Genomic DNA, 14263 nt, shown 5'->3' with positions numbered 1-14263 from the left:
CGCCTCGTGCGCGTCGCCGCGCGCGCGGCGCAACCGCTGCTGGCGGTGCTGAACGGCGTGATCGATGCCGATGAATGCGAGCAGCTCATCGCGCTGGCGCGCCCGCGACTGCGGCCCTCGACGCTCGTCGATCCGCACACCGGTCGCGACGTGGTGAGCGGCTTGCGCAGCAGCTTCGGCATGTTCTTCCGGCGCGCCGAGACGCCGCTGATCGCGCGCCTGGAGCAGCGCCTGGCCGAGCTGATGAACCTCCCGGTCGCGCACGCCGAAGGCCTGCAGGTCCTGCACTACCCGCCAGGCGCCGGCAGCGCGCCCCACTACGACTTCCTCGTGCCGTCCAACCCGGCCAACCGGGCCTCGATCGATCGCAGCGGCCAGCGCGTCAGCACCTTGGTGACCTACCTGAACGACGTGCCCGCCGGCGGCGAAACGGTCTTCCCGGCGGTCGGCTGGGCGGTGTCGCCGCAGCGCGGTCACGCCGTCTACTTCGAATACACCAATCCCCAAGGGCAACTGGACCACGCCTCGCTGCACGCCAGCGCGGCCGTTGTCCAGGGCGAGAAATGGGTCGCGACGACCTGGATGCGGGAGCGCCCGTTCGTGAGCGCGTAGGCCGGAGGGACGCAAGCCCGAAGAAGGGCTGACCCCGAGGGCTCTCGCCTCGAATCCGAGGTAGCGTTCCCGGCCATGCACGCCTCCTTGCCACGCCGACGCGCGCCGCTCGCGTCCCTCCCCGCCGCGCTGCTGACCGGCCTGGCGGCCACGCTGTACGCCACCGGGCCGGCGCTGGCCGCGCGGGCCGACGAGGCCGGCCCACCTCCAGCGATGCCCACGCCGAGCGCTTCGGGCGCCTGCGCCGCGTCGCTGGGCGCCGTCGCGGCAAGCCTGCGCTACGACTCGCGCCTCGCCGCCTTCAAGACGCCCTTCGGCGCGCAGCCGGCCAAGACCTGGATCGAGTTCCAGCTGACCGCGCTGCCCGGCGTCGAGAAGCTCGAGCTGGTCGTCGAGCGCCGCCGCGTCGAGGGCAACGAGGACCTGATCGCCTATGCCGAGGAGGCGCGCGTGCCGCTGCACAAGGCCGGCACCGCCGAGGGCCGCGAGCGCTGGAAGGCCCGCCACCGCTTCGGCGCGGCGGGCGTCTACGGCTACTACTTCATCGCCACGATCGACGGTGCCCGCTACGTCGTCCAGAACAACGCCGACCCGATCCACTGGACCAAGGAGAAGGGCTCGATGGGGCCGGCCAGCATCGCGCCGCTGCCCGAGGGCCCCGATGCCAAGGGGCCGTTCTCGATCCGCCGCTATCGCCAGACCATCCACGCCTCCGACTTCGCCGTCCCCGGCTTCGCGCGCGACCTCATCTACTACTACGTCTTCCCCGAGCGCTTCCGCAACGGCGACACCTCCAACGATCCGCAGGTCGGCCAGGCCCGGTACCAGGACCACGGCATCGAGCGCCATCCGCGCTGGCTGGACCGCCCGTACAAGCCGGGCAGCGGCGACGGCTCGGACGCGGTCTACAACAACGACTTCTTCGGCGGCGACCTGGCCGGCCTCATCGACAAGCTCGATGACCTGCGCGAGCTGGGCGTCAACGCGCTGTACCTGACGCCGGTCTTCCAGGCCGCCAGCAATCACAAGTACGACACCGGCGACTACAAGCGCATCGATCCGGCCTTCGGCAGCAACGACGACTTCCAGCGCCTGACCAGCGAGGCCGGCAAGCGCGGCCTGCGCGTGATCCCGGACACCTCGCTGAACCACGTCGGCGCGGACTCGCCCTACTTCAACCGCTTCGGCAACTTCCCGGCCGGCGGCGCCTTCGACAACGGCAAGGCCAACCCGGCCTCGCCCTATGCGAGCTGGTTCCGCTTCGACCTCTCCCGGCCCAAGCCCGACGACCAGTACGCCGCCTGGATCGGCATCAAGGACCTGCCCGAGCTGGACAAGTCCAGCCGCGCCTTCCGCGACTACGCCTTCGGCCGGGACGGCGTGATGCAGTTCTGGCTGGACCGCGGTGCGGCGGGCTGGCGCATGGACGTCGCGCCCTGGGTGCCGGACGATTTCTGGCGCGCCTGGCGCATCGCGGTCAAGCGTCACCAGCCGGAGGCGCTGACGATCGCGGAGACCTGGTTCGACGCCAGCAAGTTCTTCCTCGGCGACACCTTCGACGCGACGATGAACTACATCTTCCGCAATGCCGTGCTGGACTTCGCGGCCGGCGTCAGCGCGGAGCGCGCCTACCAGAATCTGGAGCTGCTGCGCGAGTCCTATCCGCCGCAGGCGCTGTTCGCGTCCATGACGCTGCTGTCCTCGCACGACCAGCCGCGCGCGCTGCATCACTTCGGCGTGCGCGATGACAGCCCGCCGGAGAAGGTCGCCGACGGCAAGCGACGCCTGCTGCTGGCGATGTTCTTCCAGATGAGCTACCCGGGCGCGCCGACGATCTATTACGGCGACGAGGTGGGCCTGGGCGGCGGCGAGGACCCGTACAACCGCGCGCCCTACCCCTGGGCCGACGAAGGCGGGCAGCCGGACCTGGCGCTGCGCGCGCAGGTCAAGCGGCTGGTCGGCCTGCGGCAGTCGCAGCCGGTGCTGCGGCACGGCAGCCTGTCCGCGCCGCTGTGGCTGGACGAGCACGTGATCGTGCTGCTGCGCCAGGACGGCCGCCGCAGCGCGATCGTGGCGATGAACAACGCCACCGAGCCGATGCGGGTGACCATCGCGCTGCCGCCGGCGCTGCGCGCCACGCCCTTCATCGACGCGCTGACGCCCGGCGCGCCGATGAAGGCGGCGGGCAACGGCCAGTTGCTGATCGAGATCGGCCCGCTGAGCGGGCGGGTGCTGGTGGGCGATTGAGTCCGGTCGGGGATCGGGCTCAAGCCAGATGCGCCGCGCGCTGGCGGGCAAGGAAGGGCCGATCGATCTGATCCGCAAGCAACGCGATGTCGCGCGGCGACACGCCGGCGCGTTGGAAGTGATCTCGCCAGCCGTCCACGGCGCTGGCGACCCGGGGACACCTCGGCTTCGGCCTCCCGCTCCTTCAGGCCAAAGAAGCGCGCCTCGGTGAGCGCGTTGTCGATCGTCGATTCATGCCCCTGACAACCAAGCCTCCGAGTAGGTGAGGGACACGCCCTTCAGCGGCCGGACCAGGCGCAGCTCGCCGATGAGACGAGGCGTCTGCGGGTCGCCCAGCCACCACAGCCACAACTGGTCGGTCGGCTCATAGGCCCCGCTGTCCATCGTCATGCGTCCTCTCCTGGCTTCACTGGGCCGTCGCTGCCGGCGGCGAGTCGCTCATCGATCGTCGTTCGGCGCTTCACCGCCCGCTGACGGGCGACCCGCACAGCCTGCGCCAGCGCCCCGCGATCATGCTCCGGCGCCGCGAGGTCCGGCAGGGCCGCGTCGCGCCCCATCAGCCACAGCGCCGTCGCGTAGACCGCCATCGACACCGTCGGGTCGCCCTTCTCCATGCGCATCAGCGTCGGTTCAGAAACGCCGATCCGCCGAGCCCACGACTTCAGCGGCTCCTGTCTTCGCTTGCGCGCCAACGACAGGTTTTCGCCCAGTTCGCGCAGGTGCGCGAGCACGGCCATGGGCATCTGCTCGATCGCGGCTGGTCTTTTTGGCATGACATAGATATTAGTACAACGGCTGATTTGCCAACATCTATGTTTGTTGATCCAAAGAAACAGCCCCGCCGGCTCTCGCCGTGCGGGGCTGCATCACTCGGCCCACCGGGCCCGGCCCGGTGGCTTCAGCGGGCCATCAGAACTTGTAAGTCGCCCCCAGCAGGAAGGTGCGGCCCCACTTGATGTACTCCAGCGGGCGGTCCTTGGTCTGCGCGTAGGTGCGGTAGGCCTCGTCGGTCAGGTTGTTGACCTGCGCCAGCAGCCCCAGTCCCTTCAGCGGACCTTCGGTGAAGTTGTAGCCGATCTGCGCGTCGACGATGCTCTCGCCCACCACGTAGCGCAGCGTGCGCGAACCGTTGAAGTTGCCGATCTCGCCGATGAAGTCGGACCGCTTGCGCTGGCTGATCCGGAACTCGAAGCCGTTGGCCTCGTAGTACGCGGTCAGGTTGTAGACCCGCTTGGACAGGCCCGGCAGCGAGATCGGCCCGCTGCCCACGCTGCTCGCGCTGTCCGGATCCTTGATCGAGATGTTGCTGTCGTTGAATGTCGCGCTGGCGACGATGCCGAAGCCGTTCAGCATCGGGCTCACCAGGTTCAGCGGCAGCGACGCCGTCAGCTCCAGGCCCTTGAGCTGGCCGCCCTGCCCGTTGTACGGGGCGGTGAAATCGCCGGTCAGTTGCGCCGGCGGCTGGCCCGGCTGCGGCACGTAGTCGACGACGAAACGCGAGAAGTCGTAGCCATCCACCGTCTGCTTGTAGATGTAGCTGCGCAGGTCCTTGTAGTAGGCGGCCGCCGCCACGTAGGCCTTGTTGCCGAAGTACTTCTCCCACGACAGGTCGACCGCGTTGGCGCGCCACGGATTCAGCGTCGGGTTGCCGCCCGTGGCCCCCGGCCTGCCGGTCGTGCCGTTGACGCCGAATTCCAGGCCGGCGTTCAGCTGCTCCACCCGCGGACGCGCCATCTGCTTGGCCAGCGCGAAGCGCACCGTCTGCTCGCCCGGCAGGCTCCACGACAGGTTCATCGAGGGCAGGTAGTCGGTGTAGGTCTTGCCGCCCTCGATCGGCTTCACGCCGCCGGCGTTGTTGTTGAGCGTCGCGTCCCAGTAGTTGGACTGCGAGGACTGGTCGGTGCGCACGACCTGCAGGCCGATGTTGCCGCGCATCGGCACGCCGAAGGTGGTCGCGTCCAGGTTGCCCTTCAGGAAGGCGGTGGTCGTCTTCTCCTTGACCTGCCAGGCCTTGGGGATCAGGTAGCTGGCCGTCTCCGTCGGCGCGAAGGTCATGTAGCGGCCGACCGCGCCCGGCACGTTCCACGCCGGGATCAGGCCCAGGCCGGCGAAGCTCAGGTCCACCGGGCTGTACTGCAGGTCCGGCGCGATCGCGGTGTCGCCCTGCGCGCCGACGTTGATGTTGCCTTCCGGCTGGCGCTTCTTCTTCGAGCGGTCCGCGTAGTTCAGGCCCGCCTCGAAGTCGGAGAACAGCCCGGAGGCGAAGTCGGGCGCCGGCAGGTTGCCCACCAGCTTGAAGCCGGTCAGCTCGTCCTTGACGCTGGGCACCTTGCCGTAGCCGGAGCCGTAGATCGTGTTCTGCAGCAGCAGCTGGGTCGGGTCCGAATAGTTGCGCAGCCCCGGCACGATCTGCGAGAAGCCGCCGGTGCGGAACGCCAGGCCCACGTTGTCCAGCGGCCAGTCGGTCGCGGAGGCCCGGGCCAGCTGCGTGTTGTTCTCCAGGCTCAGCTCGTTGCGGGTGGCGCGCGAGTAGTTCACGTCAGCCGTCAGCGACAGGCCGCTCTCGAACTTCAGCTTGTTGTTCCAGCCCGCGGCGACGATCTTGTCGTCGCGCTTGTTGTACATGCCGCGCACCAGCGGATAGGCGTTCAGCAGCGTGCCGCCGGTCTGGGTGCCGTTGTCGTTGACGGTGGGGTTCGACCAGTTCAGGCCGGCCGGCGGGTTGTTGCCGTTCCAGCCCAGGTTCATCTCGAACTGGTTGGCGGTGTCGACCTGCTTGGCCTTGGTCCAGAAGCCGTCGACGACGCTGGTCCAGTTCTGGCTCGGACGGAACTCGATCGTGCCCATCAGCGCGTCGCGCTCGCTCTTGCCAGTGCGGCGCAGGGCCTTGATGCCGCCGGAGTTGTAGGTGCCCGCCGGCAGGCCGGTGCGGCCGGTCTGGTCCCAGGGCTCATAGAAGCCGACCTGCTCTTCCTGGACCGGCGTCTGCTGGTGCGCATACCCCAGCGACACGCCGATGCTGCGGTTGGCGAACTGGTCGATGTAGCTGGCGCTCAGGCGGTTGCCGGTGGCGCTGGCGTCGGCCGCCTTGCCCAGCGAGTTGCGCTGGCCACGGGCGTTCAGCGTCACCACGCGGTTGCTGAAATTCAGCGGGCGGACCGTCTGCATGTCGATCGTGCCCGACAGACCCTGGCCGACCAGTCCCGCTTCCGGCGTCTTGTAGACCACCACGGCGCTGAGCAGTTCCGAGGGGTACTGGTCGAACTCGACGCTGCGGTTGTCGCCGGTGGAGACCAGTTCGCGGCCGTTGAGCAGCGTGGTCGCGAAGTCGGGCGACAGGCCGCGGACCGAGATCACCTGCGCGCGTCCCGCGACGCGCTGGGCCGACAGGCCGGGCAGGCGGGCGATGGACTCGGCGATCGACACGTCGGGCAGCTTGCCGATGTCCTCGGCGGAGACGGCCTCGACGATCGCGTCGGCATTCTTCTTGACCGAGATGGCGGCCTCGATGCCGCGGCGGATGCCGGTGACGGTCACCGTCTCCAGCGTCTTGTCGGCCGCGGCCTTGGCGGCAGCTTCCTTGTCCGTTTCGGTCTGGGCCTGCTGCGCCTGGGCGGCGCCGGCCATCAGGGCCAGCGTCACCAGGCAGCCGGCGGCGACCGGCTGCACACGGAACAGCTCGCGGGGGGCGTGCGATGTCTTCATTGGGTTTGTCTCCTGTAGCTCTGGCTGCGCTCGAGCGTCTTCTGGCGCTCGCTGGCTCGTCCTGCGGGGCACTGCGACCGGGAGGTTCACGTTGCAGGGACCACGGAACCCCTTGTTCGGAAAGAATTCTGTACTAAAACTAGATCACCCACCTAGTTCTCGCAAACCCTGGCGCTATTGAGTTAGCCGATTTATGGTGTGAAAACGACGAATAGACTGCGGGTTTCCACCGATAAAGCCGCAAAATGATCAACGGAAATGAAAAACGCGACCGCGCGGGTCGCCGTTTTGGCTTGGTGATGTAGCTGTACTACAGCATGGCGCTTCCTCAGCGCACCGACTGCTCCAGCGCGAAAGCGGCGCCGGCCAGCGCGGTCAGGGTGTCGGTGATCAACACGCAGGGAACGGCCGCCAGGTAGGAGGCGAAGCGCCCCTTGGCCTCGAAGCGCTCGCGGAACGGCGACTCGAAGAAGCGATCCCCCAGGCGCGGCACGATGCCGCCACCGATGTAGACGCCGCCGCGCGCGCCCAGCGCCAGCGCGACGCTGCCGGCGAAGCTGCCCAGGAAGGCGCTGAACTGCGTCATCGTCCGCGCGCAGATCTCGTCGCCCCCCAGTGCCCGCTCCACGATCTGCTCCGCGGTCAGGCGCTGCGCCGGCGGCTGGCCCGCCACGGTCGCGACCGCGGCATGCAGCGTCGGCAGGCCGATGCCCGACAGGAAGCGCTCGGCCGACACATGCGGGAACTCGCGCCGCGCGACGGCGAGCAGTTCGCTTTCGTAGTCATTGGTCGGCGCCAGGGTCATGTGACCGCCCTCCCCCGGCAGCGCGATCCAGCCGCCCGAGGTCTCGATCACGCCGCCGACGCCTAGCCCGGTGCCGGGCCCGATCACCGCCAGCGTGCCGCGCGGCGTCGTCAGCGCGGGCCCAGGGACCGCGGCCACCTGGTCCGGCCGCAGGCCAGGCAGCGACAGCGCCAGCGCCTCGAAGTCGTTCAGCAGCCGCAGCTCGTCCAGGCCGAGGTCGGCCTGCAGCTGGCTGCGGGAGAAGGTCCAGTGGCTGTTGGTCAGCTCGATGCGGTCGCTCTTGATCGCGGTCGCCAGCGCCAGCGACGCCCGCCGGGGCCGCGCCTGAATGCCCAGACCGGCGAGTTCCTTCAGATAGGCCTCGGCCGCCGCGCGCAGCGATTCATATTGAGCGACCGGCAGCTTGCGCACATGCTCGACCGACTTGCCGGGGCCGTCGACCCACGCGAAGCGGGCATTGCTGCCGCCGATGTCCGCCACCAGCCACGGATACCCCGCGGCGCCCGTCGTCGCCACACCCTGATCTGCTTGCACTGTGCTTGTCCTGCTTGTTTGGCTTGTTGAAGCGCACCCCAAAGGTGCGCCGGAGGCCGCCTCGGAGGCGGAATCCGCGCAAGGTAGCAAAACTACAGCAATCGCACAAGAGCACTGTCACCCGGTCGCACTTTTCGCGACGGTGGCCATGACGCAATCATTCCGATTTCGTTGGCAAGCGCTTGTCACCAATCACTTTTACCTTCCCATCCATGCCACCGATGGTTCGAAAAATCACTGTAGTCTCACTACAGCGCCAGCTGCCAAGACCAGGGAACGGCTAGGGGCGAACCCTTCCGGCGCTCCCGAGCGTGGAGGCCATAATCGCCCCTTCCCCGACGCCCCCCGCCGCCTGGATTCGCCCGGATCCATGCCAGGCCCGAGGCGGCCAGCACCTCTCCTTCATGCGTGAATTCGACAGTCCCCGGCTGATCGCCGACATCGGCGGCACCTTCGCCCGCTTCGCCCTGGAGACCTCCCCGGGAGAGTTCGAGCACATCGCGCTGCTGCGCTGCGCCGAGCACGCCGACTTCCACGCCGCCGTGCGCGCCTTCATGGACCGCCTGCCGCGCCAGCTGCGGGTGGCGCACGCGGCGATCGCGATCGCCAACCCGGTCGAGGGCGACCAGGTCCGGATGACCAACTACCACTGGCAGTTCTCGATCGAGGAAGCGCGCCAGCGCCTCGGCCTGGACACGCTGGTGGTCGTCAACGACTTCACCGCGCTGGCGATGGCGCTGCCGCGGCTGCGGGGCGGCGAGATCCGCCAGATCGGCGGCGGCGAGCCGCGCGCCCACAGCGTGATCGGGCTGCTGGGCTCGGGCTCGGGCCTGGGCGTGTCGGGCCTGATCCCGGCGGGCGAGGGCTGGATCTCGCTGGGCTCCGAAGGCGGCCACACCAACTTCGCGCCGCGCGACGAACGCGAGATCGCGCTGCTGCGCTTCGCCTGGAACGAGTACGAGCACGTCTCCTTCGAGCGCCTGCTGTCCGGCCCGGGCCTGGAGCTGATGCACCGCGCGATGGCGGACTACCTCCAGCGCCCGTCGGAGCCGCTGAGCGCGCCGGAGATCACCGCCCGCGCGCTGGAGGCCACCGACCCGGTCTGCGAGGAGACGCTGGAGCTCTTCTGCACGCTGCTGGGCACGGCCGCGGCCAACCTGGCGGTGACGCTGGGCGCCTTGGGCGGCATCTACATCGGCGGCGGCATCGTGCCGCGGCTGGGCGAGTATTTCGACCGCTCGCGCTTCCGCGCCCGCTTCGAGGACAAGGGCCGCTTCTCCGACTACGTCGCCGCGATTCCCACCTTCGTGATCACCGCGGAGCACGCCACCTTCAAGGGCGCGTCGGCGATCCTGGAGGCGCAGCTGCGCAGCCTGCAGACCAGCGGCGGCGCGTCGGCGATCGTCGGCCAGATCCGCCGCGCGCGCGACGGCCTGTCGCCGGCCGAGCAGCGCGTCGCGGACCATGTGCTGGCGCATTCGCGCAAGGTGCTGAACGATCCGATCGCCGAGATCGCCAAGGCCGCCAACGTCAGCCAGCCGACGGTGATCCGCTTCTGCCGCTCGCTGGGCTGCGAGGGGCTGTCCGACTTCAAGCTGCGGCTGGCATCGGGCCTGACGGGCACGGTGCCGGTCAGCCACACGCAGGTGACGCAGGACGACTCGATGGTCGAGCTCGGCGAGAAGGTGCTGGGCAACACCGCGTCGGCGATCCTGCAGGTGCGCAGCCAGCTCAACCGCGACATGATCGACCGCAGCATCGAGCTGCTGCTGAAGGCCTCGCGCATCGAGTTCTTCGCGATCGGCCATTACGGCGTGGTCGCGCAGGATGCGCAGTTCAAGTTCCTGCGCCTGGGCGTGGCCTGCAACGCCTACGTGGAGCCGCGGCTGCAGCTGCTGGCGGCGCAGACGCTCAAGCCCGGCGACGTGGCGGTGCTGATCAGCAGCAGCGGCAAGCTGCCGGAGCTGATCGCGGTGGCCGACGCGGCGCGCGAGCGCGGCGCCCATGTGGTGGCGATCACCGCCAGCCAGTCGCCGCTGGCGAAGAAGGCCGACGCGGCGCTGATCGTCGACCACGTCGAGGACGTCGCCACGCACCTGCCGATGATCAGCCGCATCCTGCACCTGCTGGTGATCGACATGCTGGCGGTGGGCGTGGCGATGCGGCGCGATCCGGCGGGACCGGCCGGCGCGGTGCTCGGCGCCGCGCATCCGGACCTGGACGAGACCGACGAGGACGGCCGCGTCAGCGCGCGCCGCGCGGCGCCGGGCGTCAGCCTGGCCTCGCCGCTGGCCAAGCTGACGGCGCACAGCCGCTGAGGGAGACGCGATCCCGCATGCAAGACACCTGGTGGCAATCGCTCGTCCAATGGACGCTCTGGGGCGCCGCGATGGCGCTCGTCATGGGCTGGGTCGGTCGCAACCGGCTGAAGCCCCGTCCCGAGGCCGAGGCGCAGCTGCTGCGCCATCCGGTCAGCACGCTGGTGATCGGCGTCGTCGGCGCGGTGTTCTTCTTCGGGCTCGCGATCATCTCCAACACCGTCGGCAAGAACCCCACCGCGACCGTCTGGACGACGCTCTGCTTCATCAGCCTCGGGCTGATGTCGGCGCCGATGATCCTGGACTACGTCTACGGCCGCCACCAGGTGTCGGAGGAGGCCATCGCCTATGGCCGCCTGCTCGGCCGGCGCGGCGTCATGCGCTGGGCGGACGTCCGGCGGATCCGCTTCTCGCCGGGCATGAAATGGTTCGTGCTGGAAGACCACCAGCGCACCCGCGTGCGCGTCTCGGCGATGCTGATGGGCCTGCCGGAGTTCGCGCGGCTCGCGCTGGCGCGGGTGCCGCCCGAGGCCCTCGACGATCGCACCCGCACGCTGCTCACCGAGACCAGCCTGGGACGGCCACCGCGGGTCTGGGGCTGAGCCCGGCTTCTGGCGGCCCCAGGCGGACCCTGGCGGCCCGCGCTGGCCACGCGCCCAGCCGCCCCGCCGGCAGCGGGGCGTCTCGCTTCAGGCGTCGAACCCGGGGCACTGCCGATGCGCCTGCCGCAGCAGCGTCGGCCAGACGAAGGCCCCGCCCAGGCCGCCGGTCTGCACCCGCATCGACTCGGCGGTGCCGCGGATGACCGCGTCGTCGACCGGCGTGAGCGCCGCGCCGCCGGACTGCGCGGCGATCTGGATCTGGCAGGCGCTCTCGAAGGTGTACATCGACAGGAAGGCGTCGCCGATGGTCCTGCCCACGGTCAGCAGGCCGTGGTTGCGCAGGCAGTAGAAGATCTTGTCGCCGAGGTCGCGCTGCAAGCGCGGCTGCTCGTCCGGACGGATCGCAACGCCCTCGTAGTCGTGGTACGCCAGCGAGGCCAGCACGAAGGTCGACTGCTGCGAGATCGGCAGCACGCCGTCCTTCTGCGCCGACACCGCCACGCCGGCCCGCGTGTGCGTGTGCAGCACGCAACCCACGTCCGGCCGCGCCGCATGGATGGCCGAATGGATGATGAAGCCGGCCTGGTTCACCGGGAACGGCGTCTCCTGCAGCTTGTTGCCGAGCGCGTCGACCTTGATCAGGCTGGAGGCCGTGATCTCGTCGAACATCAGGCCGTAGGGGTTGATCAGGAACTCATGCGCGTCGCCGGGCAGCCGCGCGCTGATGTGCGTGAAGATCAGGTCGCTCCAGCCATAGCGCGCCACCAGCCGGTAGCAGGCGGCGAGGTCCACGCGCAGCTGCCATTCGGCGTCGCTGACCTGGCCCTTGAGCGATGGGATCCGGGCGGTGATGTCGTCCATGAACGCGTCTCCTGGTCGCGCCCGGCCCTTCATCGGGCCGGGTCCGCGGCGGATCGTCCTCCCGGACCGCCAGCGCGGCTGTCGCGTTCAGGACAGGCGTTCAGAACGCCGCGATCCCCGTCTGCGCCCGTCCCAGGATCAACGCGTGGATGTCATGCGTGCCCTCGTAGGTGTTGACCACCTCGAGATTGACCAGGTGGCGCGCGATGCCGAACTCGTCGCTGATGCCGTTGCCGCCCAGCATGTCCCGCGCGGTGCGCGCGATCTCCAGCGACTTGCCGCAGCTGTTGCGCTTCATGATCGAGGTGATCTCCACCGCCGCCGTGCCCTCGTCCTTCATGCGCCCCAGCCGCAGGCAGCCCTGCAGGCCCAGCGTGATCTCGGTCTGCATGTCCGCCAGCTTCTTCTGCACCAGCTGGTTGGCGGCCAGCGGCTTGCCGAATTGCTTGCGATCCATCGTGTACTGCCGCGCGGTGTGCCAGCAGGCCTCGGCCGCGCCCAGCGCGCCCCAGGCGATGCCGTAGCGGGCGCTGTTCAGGCAGGTGAACGGGCCCTTGAGGCCGCGCACGTCGGGGAAGGCGTTCTCCTCGGGGCAGAACACCTCGTCCATCACGATCTCGCCGGTGATGGACGCGCGCAGCCCCACCTTGCCGTGGATCGCCGGCGCGCTCAGGCCCTTCCAGCCCTTCTCCAGCACGAAGCCGCGGATCTGGCCGCCGTCGTCCTTGGCCCAGACGACGAACACGTCCGCGATCGGGCTGTTGGTGATCCACATCTTGCTGCCGCTGAGCGAGTAGCCGCCCTCGACCTTGCGCGCCCGCGTGATCATCGACCCCGGGTCCGAGCCGTGGTTCGGCTCGGTCAGTCCGAAGCAGCCGATCCACTCGCCGCTGGCCAGCTTGGGCAGGTACTTGCGCTTGGTCGCCTCGTTGCCGAACTCGTGGATCGGCACCATCACCAGCGAGCTCTGCACGCTCATCATCGAGCGGTAGCCGCTGTCCACGCGCTCGACCTCGCGCGCGATCAGGCCGTAGCAGACGTAGTTCAGTCCGGCGCCGCCGTATTCCTCGGGGATGGTCGGGCCCAGCAGGCCGAGCTCGCCCATCTCGCGGAAGATCGCCGCGTCGGTCTTCTCATGCCGGAAGGCCTCCAGCACCCGCGGCGCCAGCCGGTCCTGGCAGTAGGCCCGCGCCGCGTCGCGCACGGCGCGCTCGTCGTCGCTCAGCTGCTGCTCCAGCAGCAGCGGATCGTCCCAGTGGAATGCGGCCTTCGCGGCCTTGGATGCTTGGCTCATGATGTCTCTTCCGTTCCTGTTGATGTGACTGCGTCTCTCGGGACGCGGCGCAGGCTGGGACCGATCCTAGTCCCGCGCCGGCACCACCGCCGTCACCTCGATTTCAACCTTCGCACGATCCTCGATCAGCCCCGCCACCTGCACGGCGGTCATCGCGATGCCGTACTCGCTGCCCAGCACCTCGCGGTAGGCCTGCCCGACCTCGCGGCCGCGCGCGACGTACTCGCGCTTGTCGACCAGGTACCAGGTCATCCGCGCAATGTGCCTGGGCTCGGCGCCGGCCTCGGCCAGCACCGCCTTGATGTTGATCAAGGCCTGCCGCACCTGGTCGACGAAATCGTCGCTCTCGAACTGGCACTGCCCGTTCCAGCCGATCTGGCCGGCGACGAAGACCTGCGTGCCGACCGCGGCCACGCCATTGGCATAACCGCGCGGCGCGGCCCAGGCCGCCGGCTGCAGCAGGCGCTTGGCGGCGGGGGTGTTCTTCTCGTTCTCGTGGCTCATCGTCGTGACTCCTCTACTGCTCGGACGATTGATGGGATTGCTGCGCCTGGACCGCTCGCACCAGCGCGGCGCGGACGTCCTCGGGAAAGGGCTGGGACTGATGCGTCTCCAGCGAGGTGCACACCAGCACCTGGCCGAAGCTCACGCGCGCGCCGTCGGCGCCGTCGAAGCGGACCCGCAGCGACAGCGAGCTGCGCCCCACCCGCTCGATCCACAGCCGCTGCGTGAGCCGGTCGCCCTGGCGGCTGATGCGCTCGAAATTGGTCTGCAGCTGCACCGTGGGCAGACCGATGCGACGCGGGCCCAGCAGCTCGGCGTACGACACGCCCAGGCCCTCGTTGAACCAGTCCTCGACGAAGGCGTTCAGCAGCTCGTAGTAGCGCGGGAAGAACACGATGCCGGCCGGGTCGCAATGACCGAAGCGGACCAGCACCTCTCGCTCGAAGGCGGCATTCGTCACATCGTCCTCCTCAGACGCCCAGATGGCGGTGCCACACGCCGTGATCGGCCGCCAGCGCCGCGGAGTCGCCCCGCCAGACGACCTGGCCGCGCTCCACGATGCTGTGCCGGTCGGCGAGGCGGATCAGCCGCTTCACATACTTGTCGACCACCAGGATGGTCTGGCCCGCCTGGCGCAGCGTGTCCAGGCAGCGCCAGATGTCCTCGCGGATCAGCGGCGCCAGGCCCTCGGTGGCCTCGTCCAGCACCAGCAGCCGCGGATTGGTGACCAGCGCGCGGCCGATGGCGAGCATCTGCTGCTCGCGCCGGACAGCTGCTGGCC

12 protein-coding genes and 1 pseudogene are annotated in these 14263 nt (G+C 69.4%); 4 read left to right on the top strand and 9 right to left on the bottom strand.

Features of this window, described 5'->3' with window-relative positions:
* Together FUT87_RS08040 and FUT87_RS08035 are read left to right on the top strand one after the other, a co-directional pair.
* Window positions 1–612 (top strand): 2OG-Fe(II) oxygenase (locus FUT87_RS08040; protein ID WP_147240691.1); only part of this gene is annotated, 612 nt, incomplete at its 5' end.
* Window positions 613–687: 75 nt separating this feature from the next.
* A complete protein-coding gene (locus tag FUT87_RS08035; RefSeq protein ID WP_147240690.1) occupies window positions 688–2859 on the top strand; it encodes a glycoside hydrolase family 13 protein in 2172 nt (723 codons plus the stop codon).
* Between the two features lie 231 nt (window positions 2860–3090).
* On the opposite strand, the gene FUT87_RS28555 is transcribed toward FUT87_RS08035, so the two are convergent.
* From FUT87_RS28555 to glk, 4 genes are all read right to left on the bottom strand, one after another.
* A complete protein-coding gene (locus FUT87_RS28555; RefSeq protein WP_186830422.1) occupies window positions 3091–3249 on the bottom strand; it encodes a hypothetical protein in 159 nt (52 codons plus the stop codon).
* Complete coding sequence (locus FUT87_RS08030) at window positions 3246–3596, bottom strand: XRE family transcriptional regulator (protein WP_183480634.1); 351 nt, start codon at window positions 3594–3596, stop codon at window positions 3246–3248. Before FUT87_RS08030 ends, FUT87_RS28555 begins: the two co-directional genes overlap by 4 nt.
* Before the next feature lie 172 nt (window positions 3597–3768).
* On the bottom strand, window positions 3769–6564 hold the full coding sequence (locus FUT87_RS08025; protein ID WP_222617082.1) for a TonB-dependent receptor: 2796 nt from the start codon (window positions 6562–6564) through the stop codon (window positions 3769–3771).
* A 328-nt stretch (window positions 6565–6892) separates the two neighbouring features.
* Window positions 6893–7903, bottom strand: coding sequence for a glucokinase (gene glk / locus FUT87_RS08020; protein WP_254783554.1), 1011 nt, complete (start codon window positions 7901–7903; stop codon window positions 6893–6895).
* 404 nt (window positions 7904–8307) lie between these two features.
* On the opposite strand from glk, the gene FUT87_RS08015 reads away from it, so the two are divergent.
* On the top strand, window positions 8308–10221 hold the full coding sequence (locus FUT87_RS08015; RefSeq protein ID WP_091732595.1) for a glucokinase: 1914 nt from the start codon (window positions 8308–8310) through the stop codon (window positions 10219–10221).
* Window positions 10222–10238: 17 nt separating this feature from the next.
* Window positions 10239–10823, top strand: coding sequence for a PH domain-containing protein (locus tag FUT87_RS08010; protein WP_147240689.1), 585 nt, complete (start codon window positions 10239–10241; stop codon window positions 10821–10823).
* A gap of 87 nt (window positions 10824–10910) precedes the next feature.
* Here FUT87_RS08010 and FUT87_RS08005 read toward each other — a convergent pair whose 3' ends face one another.
* From FUT87_RS08005 to FUT87_RS07985, 5 genes and pseudogenes are all read right to left on the bottom strand, one after another.
* Window positions 10911–11684: a class II aldolase/adducin family protein gene (locus tag FUT87_RS08005; RefSeq protein ID WP_091732569.1), complete on the bottom strand. Its 774-nt coding sequence runs from the start codon at window positions 11682–11684 to the stop codon at window positions 10911–10913.
* A 100-nt stretch (window positions 11685–11784) separates the two neighbouring features.
* The gene (locus FUT87_RS08000) at window positions 11785–12978 is read right to left on the bottom strand and encodes an acyl-CoA dehydrogenase (protein ID WP_147240688.1); all 1194 of its coding nucleotides are present in this window, start codon (window positions 12976–12978) and stop codon (window positions 11785–11787) included.
* 66 nt (window positions 12979–13044) lie between these two features.
* A complete protein-coding gene (locus FUT87_RS07995; RefSeq protein ID WP_147240687.1) occupies window positions 13045–13482 on the bottom strand; it encodes a RidA family protein in 438 nt (145 codons plus the stop codon).
* 13 nt (window positions 13483–13495) lie between these two features.
* Complete coding sequence (locus FUT87_RS07990; protein ID WP_147240686.1) at window positions 13496–13942, bottom strand: thioesterase family protein; 447 nt, start codon at window positions 13940–13942, stop codon at window positions 13496–13498.
* A gap of 10 nt (window positions 13943–13952) precedes the next feature.
* Window positions 13953–14263, bottom strand: a pseudogene (locus FUT87_RS07985) (ATP-binding cassette domain-containing protein); the annotation flags it as partial.

The sequence above is a fragment of the Mitsuaria sp. TWR114 genome, from assembly GCF_007997345.1.
The sequence above is the reverse complement of the archived record's forward strand: the minus strand, read 5'-3'. Positions and strand labels throughout refer to the sequence as shown.

Coding starts and splice junctions, on each gene's coding strand:
- FUT87_RS08025 (WP_222617082.1), bottom strand. CDS start 6,564: ATGAAGACATCGCACGCCCCCCGCGAGCTGTTCCGTGTGCAGCCGGTC.
- FUT87_RS08015 (WP_091732595.1), top strand. CDS start 8,308: ATGCGTGAATTCGACAGTCCCCGGCTGATCGCCGACATCGGCGGCACC.
- FUT87_RS08030 (WP_183480634.1), bottom strand. CDS start 3,596: ATGGCCGTGCTCGCGCACCTGCGCGAACTGGGCGAAAACCTGTCGTTG.
- FUT87_RS28555 (WP_186830422.1), bottom strand. CDS start 3,249: ATGACGATGGACAGCGGGGCCTATGAGCCGACCGACCAGTTGTGGCTG.
- FUT87_RS08010 (WP_147240689.1), top strand. CDS start 10,239: ATGCAAGACACCTGGTGGCAATCGCTCGTCCAATGGACGCTCTGGGGC.
- FUT87_RS08000 (WP_147240688.1), bottom strand. CDS start 12,978: ATGAGCCAAGCATCCAAGGCCGCGAAGGCCGCATTCCACTGGGACGAT.
- FUT87_RS07995 (WP_147240687.1), bottom strand. CDS start 13,482: ATGAGCCACGAGAACGAGAAGAACACCCCCGCCGCCAAGCGCCTGCTG.
- FUT87_RS08005 (WP_091732569.1), bottom strand. CDS start 11,684: ATGGACGACATCACCGCCCGGATCCCATCGCTCAAGGGCCAGGTCAGC.
- FUT87_RS08035 (WP_147240690.1), top strand. CDS start 688: ATGCACGCCTCCTTGCCACGCCGACGCGCGCCGCTCGCGTCCCTCCCC.